Origin of the sequence: Streptomyces sp. NPDC002588 (genome assembly GCF_040295925.1) — a bacterium.
Taxonomy (GTDB): Bacteria; Actinomycetota; Actinomycetes; order Streptomycetales; family Streptomycetaceae; genus Streptomyces.
Genome location: NZ_JBEOWF010000043.1, coordinates 73,483 through 99,471, shown reverse-complemented (window position 1 = coordinate 99,471; position 25,989 = coordinate 73,483). Strand labels below are relative to the sequence as shown.

Below are 25,989 nucleotides of genomic sequence, written 5' to 3'. Positions count from 1 at the left end.
CGGGGCGCGCCCGACAACGCGGCTGGGGGTCCCCCCTCTGGGGGAGGGCGTGCCAGACGCCGCCAGGCAGGCGGGACTTTCGAAACACGCCCTAGACCGGCGCCCTGCGGGGCGGTCGTCTCCGACACGCAGTCAAAGAGCGGGCGAACATTTCACGTTCGCCCGCTCTTTTGTCGTACTGGTCAGTAATCTCATCGCCCGTGACCAGTCGATACAGATCGCCCGAGAGTGCCGACATGGCGTCGGCTCGCCCCAACTCGCTGTCGCCGCGCCGCCGTACGGTCGTCAAGGCGGCTGCGGCCACCGCCGTCCTGGCCGGCCCGCTCGCCGCCGCGCTGCCCGCCCGGGCCGCCGAGGCCCCCGCCTTCCTGCACGGTCTCGCCTCCGGCGACCCGCTGCCCGACGGCGTCCTGCTGTGGACGCGGGTGACGCCCACCGCAGAGGCGACGCCCGGCTCCGGCCTCGGCCCGGACACCGAGGTCGGCTGGACCGTCGCCACGGACAAGGCGCTGACCAACGTGGTCGCGCGGGGCTCCACCACCGCCACCGCCGCCTCCGACCACACCGTCAAGGCGGACATCCGCGGCCTGACACCGGCCACCGACTACTGGTTCCGCTTCTCGGCCGGCGGCACCGACTCCCCGGTGGCGCGCACCCGCACCGCGCCGGCGGCGGACGCCACCGTCACGGGCCTGCGGTTCGGTGTGGTCTCCTGCGCCAACTGGGAGGCCGGCTACTTCTCCTCGTACCGCCATCTCGCGGCCCGCGGCGACCTGGACGCCTGGCTGCACCTCGGCGACTACATCTACGAGTACGGCACCGGCGAGTACGGCACCCGCGGCACCGTCGTGCGGCAGACCTCGCCCACGCACGAGATCGTCACCCTCGCCGACTACCGCACCCGGCACGGCAAGTACAAGACCGACCCGGACCTGCAGGCCCTGCACGCCAAGGCGCCCGTCGTCGCGATCTGGGACGACCACGAGTTCGCCAACGACAGCTGGTCGGGCGGCGCGGAGAACCACACCGAGGGCGCCGAGGGCGCCTGGACGGCCCGTCAGGCGGCCGCCAAGCAGGCCTACTTCGAGTGGATGCCGGTCCGCCCGGCGATCGCCGGCACCACCTACCGGCGCCTGCGCTTCGGCAAGCTCGCCGACCTGTCGCTGCTCGACCTGCGCTCCTTCCGCTCGCAGCAGGTCGCGGTCGGCAACGGCTCGGTCGACGACCCGGACCGCACGATCACCGGCCGCGCCCAGCTCGACTGGCTGAAGGCCGGGCTGAAGGCGTCCGACACCACCTGGCGGCTGGTCGGCAACTCGGTGATGATCTCGCCGTTCGCCATCGGCTCGCTCTCCGCGGACCTGTTCAAGCCGCTCGCCAAGCTGCTCGGCCTGCCGCAGGAGGGCCTCGGCCTCAACACCGACCAGTGGGACGGCTACACCGACGACCGCCGCGAGCTGCTGGCCCATCTGCGCTCCAACGCCATCGGCAACACCGTCTTCCTGACCGGTGACATCCACATGGCGTGGGCCAACGACGTGCCCGTGGACGCCGGGACCTACCCGCTGTCGGCCTCGGCCGCCACCGAGTTCGTGGTCACCTCGGTGACCTCCGACAACCTCGACGACATCGTGAAGGTCCCCGAGGGCACCCTGACCGCGATCGCCTCCCCGATCATCAGGGCCGCCAACCGGCACGTCCAGTTCGTGGACACCGACCGCCACGGCTACGGCGTCCTGGACATCACCGCCGAGCGCGCGCAGATGGACTACTACGTGCTGTCCGACAAGACCAGCCCCGCCGCGACCTCCGCCTGGTCCCGCTCGTACCGCACCCGCAGCGGCACGCAGAAGGTGGAGCGGACCTACGACCCGGTGTAACCGCCGCTACAGCGACTCGAGGAAGCCGAGCGCCACCCGCCAGGTGGCCTCGGCGGCCTCCGCGTCGTAGTCCGGCAGGTCCGGGTCGGTGTACAGGTGCCCCGCGCCCGCGTACCGGTAGATCTCCACGTCGGCGCCCGCTCTGCCCATCTGGAGGTACCAGGCGCTCAGCCAGTCGTCCGTCTCGAACGGATCCGGCTCCGCGACGTGCAGCTGCACCGGCAGCTGGTCCACCGACACGTTCGGCGCGAGGTCCGACGTGCCGTGCAGGAGCAGCAGACCGCTGGCCTTCTCGTCACCGAGGGCGAGGGTCTGGGCGATCGACGCGCCCAGTGAGAACCCCGCGTACACGAGCCCTCTCCCCGAGTAGGGCGCGGCCGCCAGGACGGCTCTCTTCAGCAGCTCGTCCTTGCCGATCGCCTCGTTGTGCGCCATGCCCTCCTCGACCGAGTCGAACGTACGCCCCTCGAAGAGGTCGGGCGTCCACACCTCGTGCCCGGCGGCACGCAGCCGGTCCGCCGCGGCGCGCACGGCGGGACGCAGTCCGTAGGTCGAGTGAAAGAGCATGATGTTCATGCGCCCATGGTGCCAGCCGCCACTGACAACGCAGTGTGTGAGTCTCTGCACGGAAGTCACATGTTCAAGGCCCCGCCCGTCCGGTTACTTTCGGGGGCATGGAGAACCTGATCCGTCCCGTGATCGTGTTCGGCGGGTCGGTGGTGCTGACCGTGCTCATCGGCTGGGCCACCGACCTGCTGCTGCGAAAGGCCGACGCGCGACACAGTGAGACCCCGCTGTGGGGGCTGCTGCGCCGCGGTCGGATCCCGTACCAGCTGGTGCTGTGCGCGGCGATGCTGAGAGGGTCCTACGACCAGGCCCAGATGCTGGAGGACCACCGCACCGGGATCGGCCAGGCCCTCACCCTGGTTCTGATCGGCGCCGCGGCCTGGCTGGTGATCCGGATCGCGGCGGCGGTCGTCGAGACGTCGTACTCCCGCTACGCGCGCATGCACCGCGACCCGGCCCGGGTGCGGCGGGTGCGCACCCAGGTGTCGCTGATCATGCGGGTGGTGGCGGCCGTCGTCGGAGTGGTCGCGGTGGCCGCGATGCTGCTGACCTTCCCGGCGATGCGGGCGGCGGGCGCCTCGCTGCTGGCCTCGGCCGGCGTCCTCGGCATCGTCGCCGGTGTGGCCGCCCAGTCGACGCTGAGCAACATGTTCGCCGGGCTGCAGATCGCCTTCGGCGACATGGTGCGCATCGGGGACACCGTGGTCGTGGACGGCGAGTGGGGCACGGTCGAGGAGATCACCCTGACCTTCCTCACGGTACGGACCTGGGACGAGCGCCGGATCACCATGCCGGTGTCGTACTTCACCTCGAAGCCGTTCGAGAACTGGTCGCGCGGTACCCCGCAGATGACCGGCATCGTGTACTTCCACGTGGACCACACGGCCCCCATCGACGCGATGCGCGAGAAGCTGCGCGACATCCTGCGCGAGTGCCCCGCCTGGGACGGCCGCGCCTGCGGCCTGGACGTCACGGACACCACCCCGAACACCATGCAGGTGCGGGCCCTGGTCACGGCGAAGGACGCCGACGACATCTGGACGGTCCGAGTCACGGTCCGCGAGCAGATGGTCCGCTGGCTGGCCAGGCAGCACCCGTACGCGCTCCCGCGGGTCAACACGGCGGACGCGACCCCGCCCCCGGGCCGCATCCCCGGCCAGGACCGCTCCGCCACCCCGGACGGCGCGGCGCGGCGCAACTGACGTCCGCCGCTCAGTTCCCGCGTTCGGCGCCGCCGTTGACCTGGATCACCTGCGAGGTGACGTGTCCCGCGGCGGGGGAGGCGAGCCAGTGCAGCGTGGCGGCCACGTCCCCGGGCGTCCCGGCCCGTCCCGTGAAGGTCTCGCCGATCAGCCGCTCGCGGCGGGCGGGGTCGATGGCGTCCCCGAAGAACCCGGTGTCCTCGATGTACCCGGGCGCGACCACGTTCGCGGTGATCCCGCGCGGGCCCAGCTCCCGGGCGAGATCACGGGCGTACGGGTGCAGCGCGGCCTTGGCACCGGCGTACGCCCCGCTTCCGGACCCCCGGTAGGCGGCGATCGAGCTGACGAACAGCACCCGCCCGCCGGGCGAGGCGAGCCGGTCCTTCAACGCCTCGGTGAGCAGGGCCGCGGAGAGGGTGTTGATCCGGAAGCTCACGGTCCAGTCGTGCGCGACCCGGTCGAGCGGATCGTCGCTGTCGGCCGGCGGTTCGAGCAGCCCCGTGCCACCGGCACTGTGGACGAGGACGTCGACGGTCCCGAACCTCTCCGCGACGAACCGCTCCACACCCCGGACCTGCTCGGGTTCACCGAGATCGGCGGCGTACGTCAGCGCCCCGTCGACCCCGGCCTTCTCCAGTACTTCCGCCCGCCGCCCGAGCAACAGCACCCGATCCCCGTCGGCTGCGAAGGCCTGCGCCGCGGCGAGCCCGATTCCCGTACCTCCACCGCTGATTACAACATTACGTTCCATGCTCCGAGCGTAACCAGGGACACCGGCAAGGTCACGACGGTTCACGAGACCGCGATGAAGGCGATCACCGAAGGCTCCGCACGTCCAACTGCCGCAGCACCCGGTCCACCACCTCCGGATCCGCCCCCACCTCGCCGCGCGCCGCCAGCACCTCGTGCCGCGCCGCGCTCATCATCTCCCCCTGGATCCGCCGCACGCGCTTCAGCCGCCGCACCCGCCGCTCGTGTCCCTCCAGTCGCTCCTCCTCCCCCATCTCGGGACTGATCCGCACCCCGATCTCATAGGCGCGCCGCAGCATCTGCTCGGACAGTTCCTCCGAGAGTTCCTCCGCCTCCTCGATCTCCCGCAGCCTGCGCTTCGCCGCCTTCGCCGCCCGGACCGCCAGCTCCCGTTCGAACTCCTTCTCCCGCTCGGTGTCCGCCTGCACCCCCAGCCGCTTCACCAGCCACGGCAGGGTCAGCCCCTGCACCACCAGCGTTCCCATGATCACTCCGAAGGCGATGAAGACGATCTCGTCCCGGTCGGGAAACGGGTCCCCCGCATCCGTCCTCAGCGGAATCGCCAGCGCCAGCGCGACCGACGCCACCCCCCGCATCCCCGACCACCACATGATCACGGTCTCCCGCCAGCTCATCGGGATGTCCTCGTCGTAGTCCCGCCGCGCGTGCAGCCGTTTCGTCAGCCAGGTCGCCGGCATCAGGTACAGCAGCCGGACGACGACCACCACGGCCACCACGATCCCCGCCCAGCCGAGCATCTCGCCCCACCGCCCGGACGCCGTACGGATCGCGTTGTGCAGCTCCAGCCCGATCAGCCCGAACGCCACACCGGTCACCAGCGTGTCGACGATGTCCCAGAAGGCGTGCCCGGCGAGCCGGGTCAGCACGTCGTCGGGGTCGGTGGCGTACTCCGCGAGGAACAGCGCGCAGGTCAGCACGGCCAGCACACCGGAACCGTGCAGTTCCTCGGCCAGCACGTACGCCGCGTACGGCACGAGCAGGGTGAGCCCGATCTGCAGCGTCGTCTCCCCGAGCAGGTCGAGCAGCCTGTTGGCGCCCCAGCCGAGCCCCACGCCCACGGCGACCGCGACCACGGCGGACAGCACCAGCTGGAGCACCGCCTGCCCCGGTGCGAACTCCCCGCTGAGGACGGCCGCGATCGCCACGTGGTAGAGCACGATGGCCGTGACGTCGTTGAACAGTCCCTCGCCCTCCAGGATGGAGACGAGCCGGCGCGGCAGCCCGAGCTGCCCGGCGACTGCGGTCGCGGCCACCGGGTCGGGCGGCGCGACTAGGGCGCCCAGCGCGACGGCCGCGGCGACGGGCAGCCCGGGCACCACCGCGTGGGCGACGGCGGCCACACAGACCGTGGTGACGAACACCAGCGCCACGGCGAGCAGGAAGATCGGCCGTTTGTTCGCGGTGAACTGCCGCCACGACGTCCGCCGCACCGCCGCGTAGAGCAGCGGCGGAAGCAGCAGGGGCAGGATCAGATCCGGCGGCACGTTCACATTGGGCACGAAGTCGAGCACCGCGAGGACGATCCCGAGCAGGGTCATCAGGACGGGCGAGGGCAGCCCGAACCGGTCTCCGACCGGGACGCTCACCACGGCCCCGAGCAACAGCACGAACAGCAGGGCCAACTGATCCACGGTCAACGCTCCGGGAGTCTAGGGTCTGTCCGGCCGTGCAGGAACGTCCGTTCCCCTGCCTCGCACCCGGCACTAGAGAGAGCGGCGCATGGAGCGGTGGGGGATCCCCGCCTCCATCTCCTCCGGCCCGTACGCCTCGTACCCCAGCCGCTCGTAGAAACCCAGCGCCTGGGTCTGCGCGTGCAGGTCCACCGCCGTGAGCCCGTGCGCGCGTGCCGCCTCCTCGACGGCACGCACCAGCGCGACCCCGACGCCCAGCCCGCGCGCCTCGCGTGTCACGGCGAGCCGCCCGAGGGACCCCACCGACAGGTCGCCGCCGGTCTTCGCCGCGGCCGCCTCCGCCCCGTACAGCAGCCGCCCGGTCCCCAGCGCCACGCCGTCCTCCCGGACCGCCAGCACATGCACGGCGGCGGTGTCGTACGCGTCGTACTCCAGGTCCTCCGGGACGCCCTGTTCGGCGACGAAGACCTCCTTGCGCACCGCGAAGCACGCCTCCAGGTCGGCGGGGTCCTGAGCGACGCGGACCGTGTACGCGCGCGTGCCGCTCATCCGTACGTCTCCTCACGGACCTGGTCCAGGGCCTTCTGCAGGTCTGCCGGGTAGTCGCTGGCGAACTCCACCCACTGACCGTCACCGGGGTGCTCGAAGCCGAGCCGCACCGCGTGCAGCCACTGCCGGGTCAGGTGCAGCCGCTTCGCGAGCGTGGGGTCGGCGCCGTAGGTGAGGTCGCCGACGCAGGGGTGGCGGTGGGCGGCCATGTGGACGCGGATCTGGTGGGTGCGGCCGGTCTCCAGCTTCACGTCCAGCAGGGAGGCCGCGCGGAAGGCCTCGATGAGGTCGTAGTGCGTGACGGACGGCTTGCCGTCGGCCGTGACCGCCCACTTGTAGTCGTGGTGCGGATGCCGGCCGATGGGCGCGTCGATGGTGCCGCTGGTGGGGTCGGGGTGGCCCTGGACCAGTGTGTGGTAGCGCTTGTCGACCGTGCGCTCCTTGAACTGGCGCTTGAGCGAGGTGTACGCCCGCTCCGACTTGGCCACGGCCATCAGACCGGACGTACCGACGTCCAGCCGGTGCACGATGCCCTGGCGCTCTGCGGCACCCGAGGTGGAGATGCGGTAGCCGGCGGCCGCGAGCCCGCCGATGACGGTCGGGCCGCTCCAGCCGGGCGACGGGTGCGCGGCCACGCCCACCGGCTTGACGATCACCACCACGTCCTCGTCGTCGTACACGATCTCCATGCCCTCGACCGGCTCGGCGACGATCTGCACCGGGGCGGGGGCCTGCGGCATCTCGACCTCGAGCCAGGCCCCGCCGTGCACCCGCTCCGACTTGCCGACCACCGAGCCGTCGACCGAGACCTTCCCCGCCGCGGCGAGCTCCGCGGCCTTGGTGCGGGAGAAGCCGAACATGCGGGAGATGGCGGCGTCGACGCGCTCGCCCTCCAGGCCGTCCGGCACGGGCAGGGTACGGATCTCGGGAATCGTGCTCACCCGTCGAGTATGCCGGACGGCTCCCACACCGCCGTACGGGCCTGTGGACAACCGCTCGGGGCCCAGGAGGGCGGGTTCAGTCCTTGTGGACGGTACCGTCCGGGTCGAGCCCCTTGAAGGACAGCAGCACGATCAGGATGCCGCCGCAGACGATCGCCGAGTCGGCGAGGTTGAACACCGCGAAGTGCTTCGGCGCGATGAAGTCCACGACCGCGCCCTCGAAGACGCCCGGCGAACGGAAGATCCGGTCCGTGAGGTTGCCCAGCGCACCGCCGAGCAGCAGGCCGAGCGCGATCGCCCAGGGCAGGCTGTAGAGCTTGCGGGCCAGGCGGGCGATCACCACGATCACCGCCGTCGCGATGACCGTGAAGATGACCGTGAAGGCCTCGCCGAAGCCGAAGGCCGCGCCCGCGTTGCGGATGGCCTCGAACTTCAGCCAGTCCCCGATGATCTCGATCGGCTCGTGATGCTCCAGCTTGGCGACCACGATCATCTTGCTGACCAGGTCCAGGAGGTACGCGAACGCGGCGACGGCGAAGAGCACGGCGATCCGGCGCTTGCCCCTGGGCCGCGCCCCGGTGCTCTCCTGCCCTTCGGGACCGTCCGGGCCGGACGACTGCTCCGGCTCGGCCCCTGCCGCCTCTGGGGTATCCGGCGTACCGATGATGCGCTCCGCCTCTGCCACGTGAGTCCCTCGACCTAGGTACCTGACTGAGGATGAGGGTACGGCACGCTCCCGCACCCGCACGCGGTCAGTACCGACGCTCCTGTTTCTGCTTGCACTCGACGCACAGCGTGGCCCTGGGGAAGGCCTGCATGCGTGCCTTGCCGATGGGGTTGCCGCAGTTCTCGCACAGGCCGTACGTGCCGGCGTCCAGCCGCTCCAGGGCGTGTTCGGTCTGGATCAGCATCTCGCGCGCGTTGGCGGCCAGCGCCAGTTCGTGCTCGCGCGTGATGTTCTTCGTCCCGGTGTCCGCCTGGTCGTCGCCCGCGCCGTCCCCGGAGTCCCGCATCAGCCCCGCGAGAGCCACCTCGGACGAGGCGAGTTCCGCGCTCAGCCGCTCCTGCTCGGACTGCAGCTCCGCGCGGGCCTCGGCGACCTCCTCCGCGGTCCAGGGATCCTCGCCGGGGCGGACCGCGAGTTCGCCGGGTTCCACCGCGGCGAGGCGTGCCTTGGGCACCGCGGACTTCGCCGCCGTGGCCGTGCCAGGAGTCTTCTTCGCAACCACTGTCGTGGCTCCCGTCTGCTCCGCGGCCGAGGCCGCGCCCACCTTCTTGGCCGTGCTCTTCTTTCCCCCACGCACCGCAGCCACGCCCGTGCCGGCGTTCCCGACGGCAGCCTTGTCGCCACTCGCTTTCTTCCCGGCGGTCTTCCTGGCCACGGTTTTTCCGACGGCTTGCTCGGCGGCAACCTTCTTGGCGGCCGCTTTCCCGACAGCGGTTTTCCCGGCAGGGGCTTTCCCTGCGACGCTCTTGGCGGCCGCCTTCTCTGCCGGCGCCTTTCTGGCGGCCGTCTTTCCGGCGGTCGTCTTCCCGGCCGCGGCTCCTGTGGTCTTCGTGCCTGCCGTCTCCTTGGCGGCGGCCTTCACACCGGCGGCCTTCTTCGCCGCGGTCTTCTCGGTACCCGCCTTCCCGACTGCGGTCCTCCTGGCGGCGGTCTTCTTGGCCGTGGTCTTCCTGGCCGTGGTTTTCTTCGCAACCGTCCTTCCGGCCCTTTCGGCCACGGTCTTCACCGCGTCCGCCGCGGGCGCGGCGCCCCGGGCGCTTTTCTTCCCTCCGACGCTTTTGGCCGCACCGCCGGAGGCTCGCGTGGACCTGCCGGACGCCGACTGCTGTACGGCGGTCTTTTTCGCCACCATGGCCGCGGCCCCTTCACATATTGTGATCTTGCGCGCGCATCGTGCTGGGACGATAAATCGACTCGAGACGCACGGCAACGGGGCACACCGCCCGAATCGCCCGCCTCGCGCACTCCACGCGGCCGGCCTGCCTGCGTTGTGCCCAGCTCCCCGAGGGGTAATCCGAAGAACCGACCATCCCGGAATCCGAACACGCGTACCCCTCCAGAAGGCGGCCAATCGGGTCACATCCCGCTCGTCCGCGGTCCGCTTCCGGGAGCGCCGTAAACCGGTCGGCCGCTGTCGGTGCGGAGCCGTACACTGGGCGGAGCGAAAAGCGTGGATGGGGACGAGTAGCGGCGTACGCAGCCCAGAGCGACCCGGGGACGGTGGAAGCCCGGGGGCGAGCGCGACGTGAAGATCACCCCGGAGCCGCCGGAAGAAGGCCCCCACAGGGTTGGTAGACCCGGCATCGCGACCCCAATGAGCGGGCTCACCGGAGCACAGGGCGCACCGGAGGGCCAAGGAGGGTGGTACCGCGGGAGCGCGCCGCACACGGCGTAGACAGGCAAGAAGGCTCTCGTCCCTCCGACGGAAGGCAATACGTCCGCCGGAGGAAGATCGATGACGCAGTACCGCCAGGTGCCCGCCCAGGTCGACCTGCCCGCCCTCGAGCACGCCGTGCTCGACTTCTGGCGCGAGCAGAAGATCTTTGCCAAGAGCCTGGAGCAGTCCGAGGGCCGCCCCGAGTGGGTGTTCTACGAGGGCCCGCCCACGGCGAACGGCATGCCCGGCGCCCACCACATCGAGGCACGCGTCTTCAAGGACGTCTTCCCCCGCTTCCGCACCATGCGCGGCTACCACGTGGCCCGCAAGGCCGGCTGGGACTGTCACGGCCTCCCGGTGGAGCTGGCGGTCGAGAAGGAACTCGGCTTCAGCGGCAAGAAGGACATCGAGGCGTACGGCATCGCCGAGTTCAACGCCAAGTGCCGTGAGTCCGTGCTCCGCCACACCGACGCCTTCACCGACCTGACGAACCGCATGGGCTACTGGGTCGACCTCGACGACGCCTACGTCACGATGGACCCCGAGTACATCGAGTCCGTCTGGTGGTCGCTCAAGGAGATCTTCAACAAGGGCCTGCTGGTCCAGGACCACCGCGTCGCCCCCTGGTGCCCCCGCTGCGGCACCGGGCTGTCCGACCACGAGCTGGCGCAGGGCTACGAGACGGTCGTGGACCCGTCCGTGTACGTCCGTTTCCCGCTCACCTCCGGTCCGCTGGCCGGCCAGGCCGCCCTCCTGGTCTGGACGACGACCCCCTGGACCCTGGTCTCCAACACGGCCGTGGCCGCGCACCCCGAGGTCACCTACGTCGTCGCGACCGACGGCGAGGAGAAGCTCGTCGTCGCCGAGCCGCTCGTCGCCAAGGCACTCGGCGAGGGCTGGGAGACCACCGGCCAGACCTTCACCGGCGCCGAAATGGAGCGCTGGAACTATCAACGTCCGTTCGAGCTGGTGGAGTTCCCGGCACCGGCGCACTACGTGGTCAACGCCGCGTACGTCACGACCGAGGACGGTACGGGCCTGGTCCACCAGTCCCCCGCCTTCGGCGAGGACGACCTCGAGGTCTGCCGCTCCTACGGGCTGCCCGTGGTCAACCCCGTCCGCCCCGACGGCACCTTCGAGGAGTCCGTCCCCATGGTCGGCGGCGTCTTCTTCAAGAAGGCGGACGAACAGCTCACCGAGGACCTCCAGCAGCGCGGCCTCCTCTTCAAGCACATCCCGTACGAGCACAGCTACCCGCACTGCTGGCGCTGCCACACCGCGCTCATCTACTACGCGCAGCCGTCCTGGTACATCCGCACCACCGCCGTCAAGGACCGCCTCCTCCAGGAGAACGAGAAGACCAACTGGTTCCCCGACACGGTCAAGCACGGCCGCTTCGGCGACTGGCTGAACAACAACATCGACTGGGCGCTGTCCCGCAGCCGCTACTGGGGCACCCCGCTGCCGATCTGGCGCTGCGAGGACGACCACCTCACGGTCGTCGGCTCGCGCGCGGAGCTCACCGGACTGACCGGCACCGACCAGTCCGGGCTGGACCCGCACCGCCCGTACATCGACGCGGTCACCTTCGCCTGCCCCCAGGAGGGCTGCGGACACACGGCCACGCGCGTGCCGGAGGTCATCGACGCCTGGTACGACTCGGGTTCCATGCCGTTCGCGCAGTGGGGCTACCCGTACAAGAACAAGGACCTGTTCGAGTCCCGCTACCCCGCCCAGTTCATCTCCGAGGCCATCGACCAGACCCGCGGCTGGTTCTACACGCTGATGGCGGTCGGCACCCTGGTCTTCGACAAGTCGTCCTACGAGAACGTGGTCTGCCTGGGCCACATCCTCGCCGAGGACGGCCGCAAGATGTCCAAGCACCTGGGCAACATCCTGCAGCCGATCCCGCTCATGGACCAGCACGGCGCCGACGCGGTGCGCTGGTTCATGGCCGCCGGCGGCTCCCCCTGGGCGGCCCGCCGCGTCGGCCACGGAACCATCCAGGAGGTCGTCCGCAAGACGCTCCTCACGTACTGGAACACGGTCGCCTTCCAGGCCCTGTACGCCCGTACGTCGGGCTGGGCGCCGTCCGGGGCCGACCCGGCCCCGGCCGACCGCCCGCTGCTCGACCGCTGGCTGCTGTCCGAACTCCACGCACTCACCGACCAGGTGACCCGGTCGCTGGAGGCGTACGACACCCAGCGCGCCGGCAAGCTGCTCTCGGCGTTCGTCGACGACCTGTCCAACTGGTACGTCCGCCGCTCCCGGCGCCGCTTCTGGCAGGGCGACAAGGCGGCCCTGCGCACGCTGCACGAGGTCCTGGAGACCGTCACCAAGCTGATGGCCCCGCTGACCCCGTTCATCACCGAGCGGGTCTGGCAGGACCTGATCGTGCCGGTCACCCCGGGCGCCCCCGTGTCCGTACACCTGTCGTCCTGGCCGGAGGCCGACCTCTCCGCGATCGACCCGGAGCTGTCGAAGCAGATGGTCCTGGTCCGCCGTCTGGTGGAGCTGGGCCGCGCCACGCGCGCCGAGTCGGGCGTCAAGACCCGCCAGCCGCTGTCCCGCGCCCTCATCGCGGCCGCCGGCTTCGGCGAGCTCTCCCCGGAGCTGCACACGCAGATCACCGAAGAGCTGAACGTCGAGTCCCTGGCGTCCCTCTCCGAGGTGGGCGGGTCGCTGGTCGACACGACCGCCAAGGCCAACTTCCGCGCCCTGGGCAAGCGGTTCGGCAAGCGCGTCCAGGACGTGGCGAAGGCCGTCGCGAACACGGACGCGGCCGCCCTCTCCCTCGCCCTGCGCGAGGGCACGGCCTCCGTGGAGGTCGACGGCGAGACCGTGACACTCGCCCCCGACGAGGTGATCATCACGGAGACCCCGCGCGAGGGCTGGTCGGTCGCCTCCGACTCCGGCGCCACCGTCGCCCTCGACCTGGAGATCACCGAGGAACTGCGCCGCGCGGGCCTGGCCCGTGACGCGATCCGGCTGATCCAGGAGGCCCGCAAGAACAGCGGCCTCGACGTCGCCGACCGCATCGCGCTGCGCTGGAGCGCGACCGACCCGGCCGCCGTCGACGCCCTGGCCGGTCACTCCGCCCTGATCGCGGACGAGGTCCTCGCCACCGACTTCGCCCAGGGCGAGGCGGACGACAGCTACGGCACCCCGTTCACCGACGAGGGCCTGACCCTGACCTTCCGCCTGCGCAAGGCGTAAGGACATACCCGGAAGGGCCCGGTTCCTGAGGGAACCGGGCCCTTCGACACATCCAGCGACTCCGTCAACATCGTCGACACGCGTAAAAAGGGCGGGACCCCGGATGGAAATCCGGGGCCCGCCCTTTGAACGCTGCCGACGCCTAAGGCGTACTACTGGCCGTCAGTTGTCGTCCTCGTCGATGAGGAAGCCACGCATCGGCGAGGGAGCCTGACCCATCGGGGAGGGGCCCTGCGGACGTACCGGAGCCATCGGCTGAGTCATGGCCGGGGACATCTGCTGCTGCCCGCCGTAGGACGGCGCGGCAGGGCTGGGAGCACCCATGCCCGAACCCATGCCCGAGCCCATGCCGGGCGCACCCGAACCGTAGGACGGGGCACTCGCACCGGCCGGGGCCATGGAGGGCGCCGGGGACGGCGGCAGGGAGGCGGCGGCGGGGGTCCGCGGCGGCGCGAGGGAGTCGTCGGCCTGGGTCTCCAGCTGACGCAGCTGGGACTCGAGGTACGACTTCAGCCGCGTACGGTACTCGCGCTCGAAGCCGCGCAGGTCCTCGACCTTGCGCTCCAGCGTGGCGCGCGCGGACTCCAGGGAGCCCATGGCGACGCGGTGCTTCTCCTGCGCGTCCCGCTCCAGAGCGTCGGCCTTGGCACGGGCGTCACGCTCGAGCCCCTCGGCACGCGAACGCGCCTCGCCGACGATCTTGTTGGCCTCGGAACGGGCCTCGGCGATCGCCTGGTCGGCGGTCTGCTGGGCCAGCGAGAGGACACGGGCGGCGCTGTCGCCACCGGGGCCCTGACCGGGGCCGCCCATCGGACCGCCCATGGGGCCGCCCATCGGGCCACCCATCTGCTGCTGCATGGGGGGCTGACCGCCCATCGGGCCGCCCATGGGGCCCTGGCCCATCGGACCCTGACCCATCGGGCCGGGACCCTGCGGACCACCCTGACCGCCGGGGCCGGCGGGCAGCTGCGGGGCACCGCTCGGCAGCTGGGGCGGGCCACCCATGGGGCCACCCATCTGCTGCTGCGGGGGGCCAGATATTCCGGCGGGCACCGGCGCGCCCGGACCTCGCATACCCTGCTGCGGCATCCCCTGCTGGGGCATTCCGCCCTGCGGCATCCCCTGCTGGGGCATTCCGCCCTGCTGCATGCCGCCCGGCTGCATGCCTCCCTGCTGCATGCCGCCCTGGGGCATTCCGCCCGGCTGCATGCCACCCTGCTGCATGCCGCCCTGCTGGTCCTGCGGCTCCGGCGGCTTGCGCATGTTCTGCTGGTTCTGGGCAGCAGCGCGCGTGGCCGCGGCCAGTTTGGCGCGCAGGTCCTCGTTCTCGCGGAGAAGTCGGGTCAGTTCGGCTTCGACCTCGTCGAGGAAGGCATCGACCTCGTCCTCGTCATAGCCTTCTCGGAGGCGGACGGTCGTGAACTGCTTGTTCCGCACGTCCTCGGGGGTCAACGGCATCTCTTCACCTCAACGTAGTCGTCGGCATCGGCAAGACGGTAGTTCACATCGCTCACAGCCGGCTCACGATCGAGATCAGGATGTAGACGATGATCATCAGTACGAAGAAGGACAGGTCGAGCGCCACGCCCCCGAGACGCAGCGGCGGGATGACCCGCCGCAGAAGCTTGAGCGGTGGATCGGTGACAGTGTAGGTGGCCTCCAGAACGACCACCATCGCCTTGCCGGGTTGCCATGAGCGGGCGAACTGGAAGACGTAGTCCATGACCAACCGGAAGATGAGCACGATGAGGAACACCATCAAGGCGATGTAGACGACATCCAGGACCACGCCCATGTTCGGTGCTTCCCTCTCCCCTGTTTCCGTGCTGCTCGTACTGCTCTGTACTGCTTTTCCGGTCTTGCGTCTCAGCTCTGGTTGAAGAACCCGCCCTCTGCGATGCGGGCCTTGTCCTCCGCCGTGACATCGACGTTAGCAGGCGACAACAGGAACACCTTCTGCGTCACCCGCTCGATGCTGCCGTGAAGACCAAACACCAAACCGGCCGCAAAGTCGACAAGTCGCTTCGCGTCTGTGTCGTCCATCTCAGTCAGATTCATGATCACCGGGGTGCCCTCACGGAAGTGTTCCCCGATGGTACGGGCCTCGTTGTAGGTCCGGGGGTGGAGTGTGGTGATCCGGTACGGCTCTCGTTCCGACACGACCTTGGGCATGATCACCGGTGCGTTCTTCTCCAGGGACTGACGTTCTTGTGTGATGGATGCCACGGGCGCGATGCGCGCCGGACGCCCGGATTCCGCGACCGGCGCGGAGGATCGGGCGACCGGCTCGCGCGGCGCGGGCGGCTGTACGATTCGCACCTCTTCGTCCCGTTGGGACTGGTGTGCACCGTGTGACTGGTGGGACGGCTCGTGCCGCCGGTGATCCCGTTCGGGTTCCGGGTCGAGCTCGGGTTCGAAGTCGTCGTCGGGGTCGAATCCCCGGCCGTCGTACCCATCGTCCTCCACGAGGCCGAGGTAGACCGCCATCTTGCGCATCGCGCCGGCCATGCTCTGAGTCCTCCGCTCTGTGGTGGATCGACTTTCGACTGCCAAGTCCCGCGATCCACGTGGCCCTTGTGTCCGCCTGTCGGCGGTAATGACCATATTTTCTGCTGTGGTCCGACTTCCTGGCGACGTTACCCGAGCCTGGGGCGGACTCCGAGTACCGCAGTGCCGACGCGCACATGTGTCGCCCCGGCTGCCACGGCCTCCTCGAGGTCCGCACTCATCCCTGCGGAAACCATGTTCGCAGCCGGATGGGCTCGGCGCAGGTCAGTCGACAAATCCATCAACCGCCCGAAGGCCGCCCGTTCACGTCCCGCGTACTCCCCGGTCAGAGGTGCGACGGTCATCAGTCCGGCCAGCCGCAGCCCCGGCGAGCCGGCCACCAGACCGGCCAACTCCTCGACCCCGCCCGGCGCCACGCCACCCCGGTCACCGCGGGCGCTCTCCCCGGCGTCCAGCGCGACCTGGATCAGGCACCCCACCTCCCGTTCGGCCCGCACGGCCTCCTTCGACAGCGCGGTCACCAGCCGGGCCCGGTCGACCGACTGCACGAAGTCCGCGTAACCGACCACGGACCGCACCTTGTTGGTCTGCAACTGACCGACGAAGTGCCAGGAAAGGGGCAGGTCCGAGCATGTCGCGGCCTTGGAAGCGGCGTCCTGGTCCTTGTTCTCGGCGACATGGCGCACGCCGAGCTCCGCCAGGATCCGCACGTCGCTCGCCGGATATGTCTTGGTGACCACGATGAGGGTCACTTCGTCCCGCGCGCGCCCGGCGGCGGCGCACGCGCCGGCGATGCGCTCCTCCACCTTCGCCAGATTTCCGGCGAGTTCGTCCCTACGGTCGGTCATGCCACATCAGTCCAGCCAGACATATCCCGCGAGTCGCCCCGTGGCGCGGTCGCGGCGGTACGAGAAGTGATCGTCCGACTCCCGGGTGCACACCGGCGACTGATCCCGGTCGCACACCCCGAGCCGGTCGAGCTGCGCGTGCACCCCTGCGGTCACGTCGACCGCGGGAGTGCCCCAGCTCGTCTCGGCGTACGCGGCGGACTCCACCGCGGCCACCTCGGCGCGCATCTCCTCCGGCACCTCGTAGCACCGGCCGCACACCGCGGGTCCGGTGCGGGCGACGATCCTGGACGGCTCGGCGCCGAGCTCCACCATGGCCCGTACGGCGGCCGGGACGACCCCCAGGGCCATGCCCGGCCGGCCCGCGTGGGCCGCGGCGGCGACCCCGGCGACCGGGTCGGCGAGCAGGACGGGGGTGCAGTCGGCGGTGAGGACCGCGAGGGCGAGTCCGCGCCGGGTGGTGACGATCGCGTCGACCTCCGGCACCGGACGGTCTCCCCAGGGCCCGTCCACGACCGCCACGTCCGCGCCGTGCACCTGGTTCATCCAGACCACGTCGGCCGGGTCGAGACCCAGCGACTTGGCGGCCAGTTCCCGGTTGGTGCGTACGGCCTCGGTGTCGTCGCCGACCGCGCCGCCGAGGTTGAGCTCCTCATACGGAGCGGCGCTCACCCCGCCCCACCGGTCGGTGAAGGCGAAGTGCGCGCCGCTCGCGTGTCCGCGCTGGCCTATCACTTCAGGAAGTCCGGCACGTCCAGCTCCTCGGCCGCGCTGTCCGAGTAGGTCCGCGACGGCGGCACCGGCGGGGAGACCGGAAGTTCGGCCACCGGCTCGGGGGCCGGCTCCGGCTCCTCCTTGGGGGTCACGCTGCCGAGCGAGCCGAAGGAGGGGCGGCTCTCCGGCTGCCGCACCGGAGTGGGCTCCTCGCGGCGGGAGGAGGCCGAGGACGAGCCGAGGACGTTGTCCCGGCGGGCCGGGGGCTGGCCCCCGTCGAAGCCGGCCGCGATGACGGTGACCCGGACCTCGTCGCCGAGCGCGTCGTCGATGACCGCGCCGAAGATGATGTTGGCCTCGGGGTGGGCGGCCTCGCTGACCAGCTGGGCGGCCTCGTTGATCTCGAACAGACCGAGGTCGGAGCCGCCGGAGATGGAGAGCAGGACGCCCCGGGCGCCGTCGATGGAGGCCTCCAGGAGCGGCGAGGAGATCGCCATCTCGGCGGCGGCCACCGCGCGGTCGTCGCCGCGGGCCGAGCCGATGCCCATGAGGGCCGAACCGGCCTCGGACATGACCGACTTGACGTCGGCGAAGTCGAGGTTGATCAGACCGGGGGTGGTGATGAGGTCGGTGATGCCCTGGACACCGGAGAGCAGGACCTGGTCGGCCGACTTGAAGGCGTCGAGCACCGAGACCTGACGGTCCGAGATGGACAGCAGCCGGTCGTTGGGGATGACGATGAGGGTGTCCACCTCTTCGCGGAGTTCGGCGATGCCGTCCTCCGCCTGGTTGGCGCGGCGCCGGCCCTCGAAGGTGAAGGGACGGGTCACCACGCCGATGGTGAGGGCGCCCAGGGAGCGGGCGATGTTGGCCACGACGGGCGCGCCGCCGGTGCCGGTGCCGCCGCCTTCACCGGCCGTCACGAAGACCATGTCGGCCCCCTTGAGGACCTCCTCGATCTCCTCGCGGTGGTCCTCGGCGGCCTTGCGGCCGACGGCCGGGTTGGCGCCGGCGCCGAGTCCGCGGGTGAGTTCGCGACCGACGTCGAGCTTGACGTCGGCGTCGCTCATCAACAGCGCCTGCGCGTCGGTGTTGATGGCGATGAACTCGACGCCCTTGAGACCGACCTCGATCATCCGGTTGATGGCATTGACACCACCGCCGCCGACACCGATGACTTTGATGACTGCGAGGTAGTTCTGCGGTGCTGCCACGTCGAAGGCCTCTCGCCTCGAGTTACGTGTCGTCGCCTCGCGGGTGACGCGATCCGACGACTGATGCCGAATGGGACGGTCCGTTTCGCCGACCCGAACCCTAACGCTGAAGTTTAGGGTTACCAGTGTGTGTGTTCCTTGGAGTCTTCTGAACAGGACACTAAGTCGACAAGTGGCGCCCGTTCAACGAACACGCCGAACCTCCCGTTTTTCTTTTCACCCTATGTGATCAGCCGTGTCGCTGCCCAACCAGGGTGCTGGCCTGCGCGTATGTGCGTCAACTCCCCGCTGACGCAGGGGCCGTGGGAGCGCTGACATCGAAGTGCCGCGCGGCCGGAGAGGCTTTCATGAGAGCGGTGAGCGTACGGCCCTTCAGGGCGCCCTTCTCGGCGCTCCCCCAGGAGACCGTGCGGCCGTCGGTCAGCTCCAGCGAGATGTCGTCGTAGGAACGGACCTTGAGGGCACGGGTCCGCTGCGTGACCGCGGCCGGAAGGTCGCCGGCGACCCGCACCGCCTCGCGCACCAGTCGGTCCTCGCCGAAACGCCGCAGGCTCGCGGCGCCCGAACCGGTGGAGGAGATGGCCATTTCGAGGAGCGGCGCGTTCTTCGGCACTTCGGAAATCGTGGCGAACCGGACGCCCTCGTCGTCCACTTCCACGAAATTCGACCCTTTTCGTATGAACAGAACGGGCTGCCGCTCGGTCACTTTCAGGCCGATTCCATGGGGCCAGGAACGCACCGCTTCGACCTCGTCGATCCGGGGCAGTCTCGCGCGCAGCCGCGCCTCGATCTCCCCGGTGTCGACGGAGATCAGCGGTGAGCCGAGCGGTACGGCGGCGGCCTCGCGCACCTGGGCGGGCGTCAGCACGTGGGTACCGGACACCGAGACGCGCTCGACGCGCGTCCACCCGGAGCCGTACAACACCCAGATGCCGGCCGCCCCGAGAAGGATCACGGAGAGTGCCAGAAGGATGATCATACGGAGCCGGCGCGGGCCCAGCCTCCGGACGAGGGGCGGGCCGGACGACTCCTGCTCACGTGCACCGCGCTCGGCGGTGGCGGATCCGGCCACGCTCCCTACCCTTTCGTCATACGGTCCTATTGGCGTGTACGGGAGGCCGCGATCGCCTCGTACACCATGCCGACGAGCAGTTCGTCGGCGTCCCTGCGGCCGAACTCGCTGGCGGCACGGGACATCTCGTACAGCCGGTGCGGGTCGGCGAGCACGGGCAGGACGTTCTCCCGGACCCACTCGGGGGTCAGTTCCGCGTCGTCGACGAGGAGTCCGCCGCCCGCCTTGACCACCGGCTGGGCGTTCAGCCGCTGTTCGCCGTTGCCGATGGGCAGCGGGACATAGGCGGCCGGGAGCCCGACGGCGGAGAGTTCGGCGACGGTCATCGCGCCCGCGCGGCAGAGCATCATGTCGGCCGCGGCGTACGCGAGGTCCATCCGGTCCACGTACGGTACCGGGATGTAGGGGGGCATTCCCGGCATCTGCTGGACATGCGGCAGTTCGTTCTTCGGGCCCACCGCGTGCAGGATCTGGATGCCGGCCTGCTGCAGCCAGGGCGCGACCTGCTGGACGACCTCGTTGAGGCGGCGGGCACCCTGCGAGCCGCCGGACACGAGCAGCGTCGGCAGGTTGGGGTCGAGCCCGAACATGTGCCGGGCCTCGGGACGGGCGGCGGCGCGGTCCAGCGTGGCGATGGAGCGGCGCAGCGGGATGCCGATGTAGCGGGCGTCGCGCAGCTTGCTGTCGGGCGTGGAGACGGCCACCCGGGCGGCGTACCGGGAGCCGATCTTGTTGGCGAGGCCGGGCCGGGCGTTGGCCTCGTGGACCACGATCGGCACGCCGAGGCGCTTGGCCGCGAGATAGCCGGGCAGGGCCACGTAGCCGCCGAAGCCGACGATGGCGTCGGCCTTCGTGCGCTCCAGGATCTGCTCGGCCGCCTTGATCGTGCCGCGCAGCCGGCCCGGCACGGTGATCAGCTCGGGGGTGGGCTTGCGCGGCAGCGGCACGGCCGGGATCAGCGCGAGCTCGTAGCCCCGCTGCGGAACGAGCGTGGTCTCCAGACCGCGCTCCGTGCCCAGGGCCGTGATCCCCACCGTGGGGTCCTGCCTGCGCAGGGCGTCCGCGAGGGCGAGCGCGGGCTCGATGTGGCCGGCGGTCCCCCCACCAGCGAGTACGACATGCACCGAAATTCACCGCTCTCCGGACGGTCGCGCCGCCGAGGCACGCCGTCGCATCGTGTTCCATCTCCGGGGTCCCCGGTTCGGCTGAGGACCCCCGGCACCCCGCTTTCTACCAAAGCGGGGTTGCCGCATCGCAAGCGCCGCCCGTGCGGCGGGATCGTCGCGTGCGAAGGCGATCAGCAGCCCGATCGCGAACATGGTCGGCAGCAGGGCGGACCCTCCGTAGGAGAACAGCGGGAGGGGGACTCCGGCGATCGGCAGCAGACCGAGCACCGCACCGATGTTGATCACCGCCTGCGCGGTGATCCAGGTGGTCACACCTCCCGCGGCATACCTCACGAAGGGGTCCTCCGTGCGTCCGGCCACGCGGATACCCGCATAGCCTAGAGCCGCGAAGAGGGCGAGGACCGACAGCGTGCCCGCGAGGCCCAGTTCCTCACCGGTGACGGCGAAGATGAAGTCGGTGTGGGCTTCCGGGAGTTGGCCCCATTTCTCCACACTGGCGCCGAGCCCGGAACCGAAGATGCCGCCGGAGGCGAGGGCGTAGATCCCGTGGACGGCCTGCCAGCAGTCGGCGGCCCCGGACCTGGGCTCGGTGGCGCCGATGCAGGCGAGCCTGGCCATCCGGTTGGGGCTGGTCTTGATGAGGATGATCCCGATGGCGGCGGCGACCGACAGCACGCCGACGAACAGCCGGGTGGGTGCCCCGGCGAGCCACAGCAGGCCGAAGAGGATCGCCGTGAGGATGATCGCCGTACCCATGTCGCCGCCGAGCATGATCAGGCCGAGCAGCATGAACGCGGCCGGGACGAGCGGCACCAGCATGTGCTTCCACTGCGTGAGCAGCTTCTTGTCCTGCTTGCGGGCGAGCAGGTCGGCGCCCCACAGCACGAGCGCGAGCTTGCCGAACTCGCTGGGCTGGATCTGGAAGGAACCGCCGAGCGAGATCCAGTTCTGGTTGCCGTTGACCGCCATCCCTATCCCGGGCACCTGCACCAGGGCCATCAGGAAGACGGCCCCGGCGAGGATCGGGTAGGCCAGCGCCCGGTGCAGCCTGACCGGGATCCGGGAGGCGACCAGCAGCAGGACGGCGCCGATGGAGGCGGCCAGGAACTGCTTGCGGAAGAAGAAGGATCCCGGCAGCGACATCTGCAGCGCGGTGATCTGCGAGGCGGAGTACACCATCACCAGGCCGAGCACGGTGATCAGCAGACTGCCGCCGAGGATCACGTAGTACGCGGTCAGCGGCCGGTCCCAGGCCTTGCGGGCCCGTGTCCAGGCCCTCAGGAGGGGGTTCTCACGCGGGGGCCGGGCGGCGGGAGGCCTGCGGGCCGCCCGCTGTACGGGCGGCCGGCCGGTACGACTACTGGACATCGGCACTCACCGTCCGGGCATCCGGCCACATCCGAGTCACGCGTCCTCCAAGGGTCCTGGAGCAACCGTCGCGGCCGGGACCCGCCGTCAGGTGTCCGCGCCGAGTTCGCGCACCGCATCGGCGAACGCGTCCCCGCGCTGGTTGTAGTTGACGAACATGTCCATGGAGGCACAGGCCGGGGCGAGCAGCACCGTGTCGCCTTCGGTGGCGAGGCGCCGGGCCTCCTGGACGGCCGCGAGCATCGCCCCAGTGTCGGTCCGTTCGAGGTCGACGACGGGTACTTCGGGGGCGTGTCGCGCCAGCGCTTCACGGATCAGCGCGCGGTCGGCGCCGATGAGGACCACTCCGCGCAGCCGCTTCGCCGAGCCCGCGACGAGTTCGTCGAAGGTCGCGCCCTTGGCGAGCCCTCCCGCGATCCACACGATCGACGGGTACGCCGCCAACGAGGCCTGTGCCGCGTGGGTGTTGGTGGCCTTGGAGTCGTCGACGTACGCGACGCCGTCCACGTCGGCCACGTGCGCGATGCGGTGGGCGTCCGGGGTGAAGGCCCGCAGACCGTCCCGTACGGCCGTGGGAGGCACCCCGAAGGCCCGTGCGAGGGCCGCGGCGGCGAGGGCGTTGGCGATGTTGTGCGGGGCGGGCGGGTGGACGTCGGAGACCTCGGCGAGTTCCTGGGCGTTCTGCTGCCGGTTCTCGACGAAGGCCCGGTCGACCAGGATGCCGTCCACCACTCCGAGTTGGGAGGGTCCCGGGGTGCCGAGGGTGAAGCCGACGGCCCGGCAGCCCTCCTCGACGTCCGCCTCGCGCACCAGGTCCTCGGTGGCCTTGTCGGCCACGTTGTAGACGCAGGCGACCTGATTGCCCTCGTAGACACGGCCCTTGTCCCTGGCGTACGCCTCCATGGAGCCGTGCCAGTCGAGGTGGTCCGGCGCGAGATTCAGCACGGTCGCCGAATGCGCCCGCAGCGAGGGCGCCCAGTGCAGCTGGTAGCTCGACAACTCCACCGCCAGGACGTCGTACTCCTCGTCCCCGAGCACGGCGTCCAGCAGCGAGACGCCGATGTTGCCGACGGCGGCCGTGCGCAGGCCGGCCGCCTTCAGGATCGACGCCAGCATCTGGGTGGTGGTCGTCTTGCCGTTGGTGCCGGTGACGCACAGCCAGGGTGCGGCTCCGGGGCCCCGCAGTCGCCAGGCGAGTTCGACGTCGCCCCAGACGTCCACCCCCGCCTCGGCCGCCGCCGCGAAGAGCGGCTTGTCGGGCTTCCAGCCCGGCGCGGTGACGATCAGTTCGGTGCCTTCGGGCAGGGTCGCCCCGTCGCCGAGGCGCACGGTGACACCGAGCGCCCGGAGTTCTTCGGCCTGCTCACGCGCGCGTGCGTCGTCGCCGTCGTTGACGACGGTGACCTTCGCGCCGAGCCCGTGCAGCACCTTGGCCGCCGGGATGCCGGAGACGCCGAGCCCGGCGACGGTGACGTGTTTGCCCTCCCAGGAGGGACCCTGCCGGTCGGTCACTTTTCTGCTGCCCATCCCGCGTAGAAGAGCCCGAGTCCGACGATCACACAGATGCCCTGGATGATCCAGAAACGGACCACGACAAGGACTTCGGACCAGCCCTTGAGTTCGAAGTGGTGCTGGAGTGGCGCCATGCGGAACACGCGCTTCCCGGTCAGCCGGAACGAGCCGACCTGGATGACGACAGACATGGTGATGAGGACGAACAGGCCGCCCATGATGGCCACCAGCAGCTCCGTGCGGGAGCAGATGGCGAGACCCGTGAGGACACCGCCGAGCGCGAGCGAACCGGTGTCACCCATGAAGATCTTGGCCGGCGACGTGTTCCACCAGAGGAAGCCGAGACAGGCACCCATCAGCGCGGCGGAGATGACCGCCAGGTCCAGCGGATCGCGCACCTCGTAGCAGGCGTTGGGGTTGGTCAGGGTCTCACCGTTGGCGCAGGACTCCTGGTACTGCCAGACGCCGATGAACGTGTAGGCGCCGAAGACCAGGACCGAGGCACCGGTGGCGAGGCCGTCCAGACCGTCCGTCAGGTTCACGCCGTTCGACATCGCGAGGATCATGAACAGCGCCCAGACGACGAACAGCACGGGGCCGATCGTCCAGCCGAAGTCCGTGATGAACGACAGCTTCGTGGAGGCCGGGGTGTTGCCGCGGGCGTCCGAGAACTGCAGGGAGAGCACCGCGAAGCTGATGCCGACGATCAGCTGGCCCGCCATCTTCGCCTTGGCCCGCAGACCCAGCGATCGCCGCTTGACGATCTTGATGTAGTCGTCGAGGAAGCCGACCAGGCCCATGCCGCACATCAGGCCCAGCACCAGCAGACCGGTGTAGGTCGGCGGCTTGCCCGTGATCAGCTTGGACAGGAAGTACGCCGCGACGGTCGCCAGTATGAACGCGATGCCGCCCATGGTCGGCGTACCGCGCTTGCTGGCGTGCTCGCGCGGGCCGTCGTCGCGGATGTACTGGCCGTAGCCCTTGCGCGCCAGCAGCTTGATCAGCAGCGGCGTGCCGATCAGCGTCAGGAAGAGGCCGATGACGCCGGAGAACAGGACCTGCTTCATCATCGGGCAGCGACCTCACCCTCGGCACCGGTCGCGAGCAGCGCCTGCGCGACGCTCTCGAGACCGACCGAACGGGACGCCTTCACGAGCACGACGTCCCCCGGGCGCAACTCGCTGCGCAACAGGTCGACAGCCGCCTGTGCGTCGGACACGTGCACCGACTCCTCACCCCACGAACCCTCGTTGTATGCGCCCAGTTGCAGCCAGGCGGCTTCCCTGCCCCCGACCGCGACGAGCTTGCCGACATTGAGCCGGACGGCGAGCCGCCCGACCGCGTCGTGCTCGGCGAGCGCCTCGTCCCCGAGCTCGGCCATCTTGCCGAGCACCGCCCAGGTCCGCCGCCCCTTGCCCATGGCCGCCAGCGCGCGCAGCGCGGCTCGCATGGACTCGGGGTTCGCGTTGTAGGCGTCGTTGACGATCGTCACGCCGTCCGGGCGCTCGGTGACCTCCATCCGCCAGCGGGAGAGGGAGCCCGCCTCGGAGAGCGCGGTGGCGATCTCAGTTACGGACATGCCCAGCTCATGGGCGACGGCGGCCGCGGCGAGCGCGTTCGACACGTGGTGCTCACCGTACAGGCGCATGGTCACGTCACTGCACCCGGAGGGTGTGTGAAGGCTGAAGGAGGGCTGTCCGCTGTCCGTGAGTCGTACGTTCTCCGCCCGTACGTCCGCTTCGTCGGTCTCGCCGAAAAGGACCACCTTCGCCTTCGTACGGGAGGCCATGGCCCGGACCAACGGGTCGTCGGCGTTGAGGATCGCGGTCCCGCCCTCATGGGCCGGCGGCAGGGACTCGACCAACTCGCCCTTTGCCTGTGCGATCTGTTCGCGGCCGCCGAACTCGCCGATGTGGGCGGAGCCGACGTTGAGCACGAGGCCGATCTTCGGCGGTGTCAGTTCGGCGAGATAGCGGATGTGCCCGATGCCGCGAGCGCCCATCTCCAGTACCAGGAACCGGGTTTCGGCGGTGGCGGACAGGGCGGTCAGCGGCAGCCCGATCTCGTTGTTGAGGGAGCCGGGTGTGAAGACGGTCGGCGCCTTGCGCCGCAGCACCTGGGCGATGAGGTCCTTGGTGCTGGTCTTGCCGGCCGAGCCGGTGAGCGCGACGAGGGTCGTGCCGAGCTTGCGCACGACGTGGCGGGCGAGGGCGCCGAGGGCGGCCTGCACGTCGTCCACGACGATCGCGGGCACGCCGACCGGGCGCGAGGCCAGTACGGCCGCCGCACCCGCCTCGACGACCGCCCGGGCGAAGTCGTGGCCGTCCACGTGTTCGCCGACGAAGGCGACGAAGAGGCTGCCGGGCTCCACCTCGCGGGAGTCCCGGACGACGGGTCCGGTGACCTCCGCGGAGGGGTCCGGTATGTCGTACGTCTGCCCGCCGACGACTGCTGCGATCTCGGCGAGGGAGAGGGCGATCACAAG

General features: G+C 70.4%; 22 protein-coding genes. 3 read left to right on the top strand and 19 right to left on the bottom strand.

Annotation, left to right across the window (positions count from 1 at the left end):
* The first annotated feature begins 200 nt into the window (after window positions 1–200).
* Window positions 201–1,880, top strand: coding sequence for an alkaline phosphatase D family protein (locus ABT057_RS37740; protein ID WP_502974030.1), 1,680 nt, complete (start codon window positions 201–203; stop codon window positions 1,878–1,880).
* A 6-nt stretch (window positions 1,881–1,886) separates the two neighbouring features.
* On the opposite strand, the gene ABT057_RS37735 is transcribed toward ABT057_RS37740, so the two are convergent.
* Window positions 1,887–2,456, bottom strand: a complete 570-nt coding sequence (locus ABT057_RS37735; RefSeq protein WP_352348417.1) for a dienelactone hydrolase family protein — start codon at window positions 2,454–2,456, stop codon at window positions 1,887–1,889.
* A gap of 98 nt (window positions 2,457–2,554) precedes the next feature.
* Between ABT057_RS37735 and ABT057_RS37730 the strand changes: the two genes are divergently transcribed.
* A complete protein-coding gene (locus tag ABT057_RS37730) occupies window positions 2,555–3,649 on the top strand; it encodes a mechanosensitive ion channel family protein (protein ID WP_352348416.1) in 1,095 nt (364 codons plus the stop codon).
* A 10-nt stretch (window positions 3,650–3,659) separates the two neighbouring features.
* Here ABT057_RS37730 and ABT057_RS37725 read toward each other — a convergent pair whose 3' ends face one another.
* The 6 genes from ABT057_RS37725 to ABT057_RS37700 all read right to left on the bottom strand — a co-directional run bounded on the left by ABT057_RS37725 (window position 3,660) and on the right by ABT057_RS37700 (window position 9,400).
* Window positions 3,660–4,400, bottom strand: coding sequence for an SDR family NAD(P)-dependent oxidoreductase (locus ABT057_RS37725; RefSeq protein ID WP_352348415.1), 741 nt, complete (start codon window positions 4,398–4,400; stop codon window positions 3,660–3,662).
* A gap of 64 nt (window positions 4,401–4,464) precedes the next feature.
* The gene (locus tag ABT057_RS37720; protein ID WP_352348414.1) at window positions 4,465–6,051 is read right to left on the bottom strand and encodes a Na+/H+ antiporter; all 1,587 of its coding nucleotides are present in this window, start codon (window positions 6,049–6,051) and stop codon (window positions 4,465–4,467) included.
* Between the two features lie 72 nt (window positions 6,052–6,123).
* Window positions 6,124–6,600 carry a GNAT family N-acetyltransferase gene (locus ABT057_RS37715; RefSeq protein ID WP_352348413.1) on the bottom strand — a complete coding sequence of 159 codons (477 nt, stop codon included), beginning with the start codon at window positions 6,598–6,600 and terminating at the stop codon, window positions 6,124–6,126.
* Window positions 6,597–7,541, bottom strand: a complete 945-nt coding sequence (locus ABT057_RS37710; protein WP_352348412.1) for an RluA family pseudouridine synthase — start codon at window positions 7,539–7,541, stop codon at window positions 6,597–6,599. The genes ABT057_RS37715 and ABT057_RS37710 overlap by 4 nt, the downstream gene beginning before the upstream one ends.
* A 76-nt stretch (window positions 7,542–7,617) precedes the next feature.
* On the bottom strand, window positions 7,618–8,226 hold the full coding sequence (gene lspA / locus ABT057_RS37705) for a signal peptidase II (RefSeq protein ID WP_352348411.1): 609 nt from the start codon (window positions 8,224–8,226) through the stop codon (window positions 7,618–7,620).
* Between the two features lie 67 nt (window positions 8,227–8,293).
* Window positions 8,294–9,400, bottom strand: coding sequence for a TraR/DksA family transcriptional regulator (locus ABT057_RS37700; RefSeq protein ID WP_352348422.1), 1,107 nt, complete (start codon window positions 9,398–9,400; stop codon window positions 8,294–8,296).
* Window positions 9,401–10,003: 603 nt separating this feature from the next.
* Here ABT057_RS37700 and ileS point away from each other — a divergent pair.
* Entirely contained in the window at window positions 10,004–13,141 is a 3,138-nt protein-coding gene (ileS, locus tag ABT057_RS37695) for an isoleucine--tRNA ligase (RefSeq protein WP_352348410.1), read from the top strand.
* A gap of 162 nt (window positions 13,142–13,303) precedes the next feature.
* Here ileS and ABT057_RS37690 read toward each other — a convergent pair whose 3' ends face one another.
* The 12 genes from ABT057_RS37690 to ABT057_RS37635 all read right to left on the bottom strand — a co-directional run bounded on the left by ABT057_RS37690 (window position 13,304) and on the right by ABT057_RS37635 (window position 25,986).
* Window positions 13,304–14,599, bottom strand: a complete 1,296-nt coding sequence (locus ABT057_RS37690) for a DivIVA domain-containing protein (protein ID WP_352348409.1) — start codon at window positions 14,597–14,599, stop codon at window positions 13,304–13,306.
* Window positions 14,600–14,651: 52 nt separating this feature from the next.
* Window positions 14,652–14,936, bottom strand: coding sequence for a YggT family protein (locus tag ABT057_RS37685; RefSeq protein ID WP_055633825.1), 285 nt, complete (start codon window positions 14,934–14,936; stop codon window positions 14,652–14,654).
* A gap of 71 nt (window positions 14,937–15,007) precedes the next feature.
* On the bottom strand, window positions 15,008–15,649 hold the full coding sequence (locus ABT057_RS37680; RefSeq protein WP_352348408.1) for a cell division protein SepF: 642 nt from the start codon (window positions 15,647–15,649) through the stop codon (window positions 15,008–15,010).
* A gap of 128 nt (window positions 15,650–15,777) precedes the next feature.
* Complete coding sequence (locus ABT057_RS37675) at window positions 15,778–16,497, bottom strand: YggS family pyridoxal phosphate-dependent enzyme (RefSeq protein ID WP_352348407.1); 720 nt, start codon at window positions 16,495–16,497, stop codon at window positions 15,778–15,780.
* A 6-nt stretch (window positions 16,498–16,503) separates the two neighbouring features.
* Window positions 16,504–17,232, bottom strand: a complete 729-nt coding sequence (gene pgeF, locus ABT057_RS37670) for a peptidoglycan editing factor PgeF (RefSeq protein WP_352348406.1) — start codon at window positions 17,230–17,232, stop codon at window positions 16,504–16,506.
* Window positions 17,229–18,425, bottom strand: coding sequence for a cell division protein FtsZ (ftsZ, locus tag ABT057_RS37665; RefSeq protein WP_352348405.1), 1,197 nt, complete (start codon window positions 18,423–18,425; stop codon window positions 17,229–17,231). The genes pgeF and ftsZ overlap by 4 nt, the downstream gene beginning before the upstream one ends.
* A 277-nt stretch (window positions 18,426–18,702) precedes the next feature.
* Window positions 18,703–19,497 carry a cell division protein FtsQ/DivIB gene (locus tag ABT057_RS37660; protein WP_352348404.1) on the bottom strand — a complete coding sequence of 265 codons (795 nt, stop codon included), beginning with the start codon at window positions 19,495–19,497 and terminating at the stop codon, window positions 18,703–18,705.
* A 26-nt stretch (window positions 19,498–19,523) separates the two neighbouring features.
* Complete coding sequence (murG, locus tag ABT057_RS37655) at window positions 19,524–20,621, bottom strand: undecaprenyldiphospho-muramoylpentapeptide beta-N-acetylglucosaminyltransferase (RefSeq protein WP_352348403.1); 1,098 nt, start codon at window positions 20,619–20,621, stop codon at window positions 19,524–19,526.
* Between the two features lie 6 nt (window positions 20,622–20,627).
* Complete coding sequence (ftsW, locus tag ABT057_RS37650; protein ID WP_352348402.1) at window positions 20,628–21,992, bottom strand: putative lipid II flippase FtsW; 1,365 nt, start codon at window positions 21,990–21,992, stop codon at window positions 20,628–20,630.
* Window positions 21,993–22,079: 87 nt separating this feature from the next.
* Window positions 22,080–23,519: a UDP-N-acetylmuramoyl-L-alanine--D-glutamate ligase gene (gene murD, locus ABT057_RS37645; protein WP_352348401.1), complete on the bottom strand. Its 1,440-nt coding sequence runs from the start codon at window positions 23,517–23,519 to the stop codon at window positions 22,080–22,082.
* Window positions 23,501–24,574, bottom strand: coding sequence for a phospho-N-acetylmuramoyl-pentapeptide-transferase (gene mraY / locus ABT057_RS37640; RefSeq protein ID WP_352348400.1), 1,074 nt, complete (start codon window positions 24,572–24,574; stop codon window positions 23,501–23,503). Before mraY ends, murD begins: the two co-directional genes overlap by 19 nt.
* Window positions 24,571–25,986 (bottom strand): UDP-N-acetylmuramoyl-tripeptide--D-alanyl-D-alanine ligase, encoded by a 1,416-nt coding sequence (locus ABT057_RS37635; RefSeq protein ID WP_352348399.1) that lies wholly within the window; start codon window positions 25,984–25,986, stop codon window positions 24,571–24,573. The genes mraY and ABT057_RS37635 overlap by 4 nt, the downstream gene beginning before the upstream one ends.
* Window positions 25,987–25,989: the final 3 nt, after the last annotated feature.

Coding starts and splice junctions, on each gene's coding strand:
- ABT057_RS37735 (WP_352348417.1), bottom strand. CDS start 2,456: ATGAACATCATGCTCTTTCACTCGACCTACGGACTGCGTCCCGCCGTG.
- ABT057_RS37730 (WP_352348416.1), top strand. CDS start 2,555: ATGGAGAACCTGATCCGTCCCGTGATCGTGTTCGGCGGGTCGGTGGTG.
- ABT057_RS37725 (WP_352348415.1), bottom strand. CDS start 4,400: ATGGAACGTAATGTTGTAATCAGCGGTGGAGGTACGGGAATCGGGCTC.
- ABT057_RS37715 (WP_352348413.1), bottom strand. CDS start 6,600: ATGAGCGGCACGCGCGCGTACACGGTCCGCGTCGCTCAGGACCCCGCC.
- ABT057_RS37700 (WP_352348422.1), bottom strand. CDS start 9,400: ATGGTGGCGAAAAAGACCGCCGTACAGCAGTCGGCGTCCGGCAGGTCC.
- ileS (WP_352348410.1), top strand. CDS start 10,004: ATGACGCAGTACCGCCAGGTGCCCGCCCAGGTCGACCTGCCCGCCCTC.
- ABT057_RS37690 (WP_352348409.1), bottom strand. CDS start 14,599: ATGCCGTTGACCCCCGAGGACGTGCGGAACAAGCAGTTCACGACCGTC.
- ABT057_RS37685 (WP_055633825.1), bottom strand. CDS start 14,936: ATGGGCGTGGTCCTGGATGTCGTCTACATCGCCTTGATGGTGTTCCTC.
- ABT057_RS37680 (WP_352348408.1), bottom strand. CDS start 15,649: ATGGCCGGCGCGATGCGCAAGATGGCGGTCTACCTCGGCCTCGTGGAG.
- ABT057_RS37675 (WP_352348407.1), bottom strand. CDS start 16,497: ATGACCGACCGTAGGGACGAACTCGCCGGAAATCTGGCGAAGGTGGAG.
- ftsW (WP_352348402.1), bottom strand. CDS start 21,992: ATGTCCAGTAGTCGTACCGGCCGGCCGCCCGTACAGCGGGCGGCCCGC.
- murD (WP_352348401.1), bottom strand. CDS start 23,519: ATGGGCAGCAGAAAAGTGACCGACCGGCAGGGTCCCTCCTGGGAGGGC.
- mraY (WP_352348400.1), bottom strand. CDS start 24,574: ATGATGAAGCAGGTCCTGTTCTCCGGCGTCATCGGCCTCTTCCTGACG.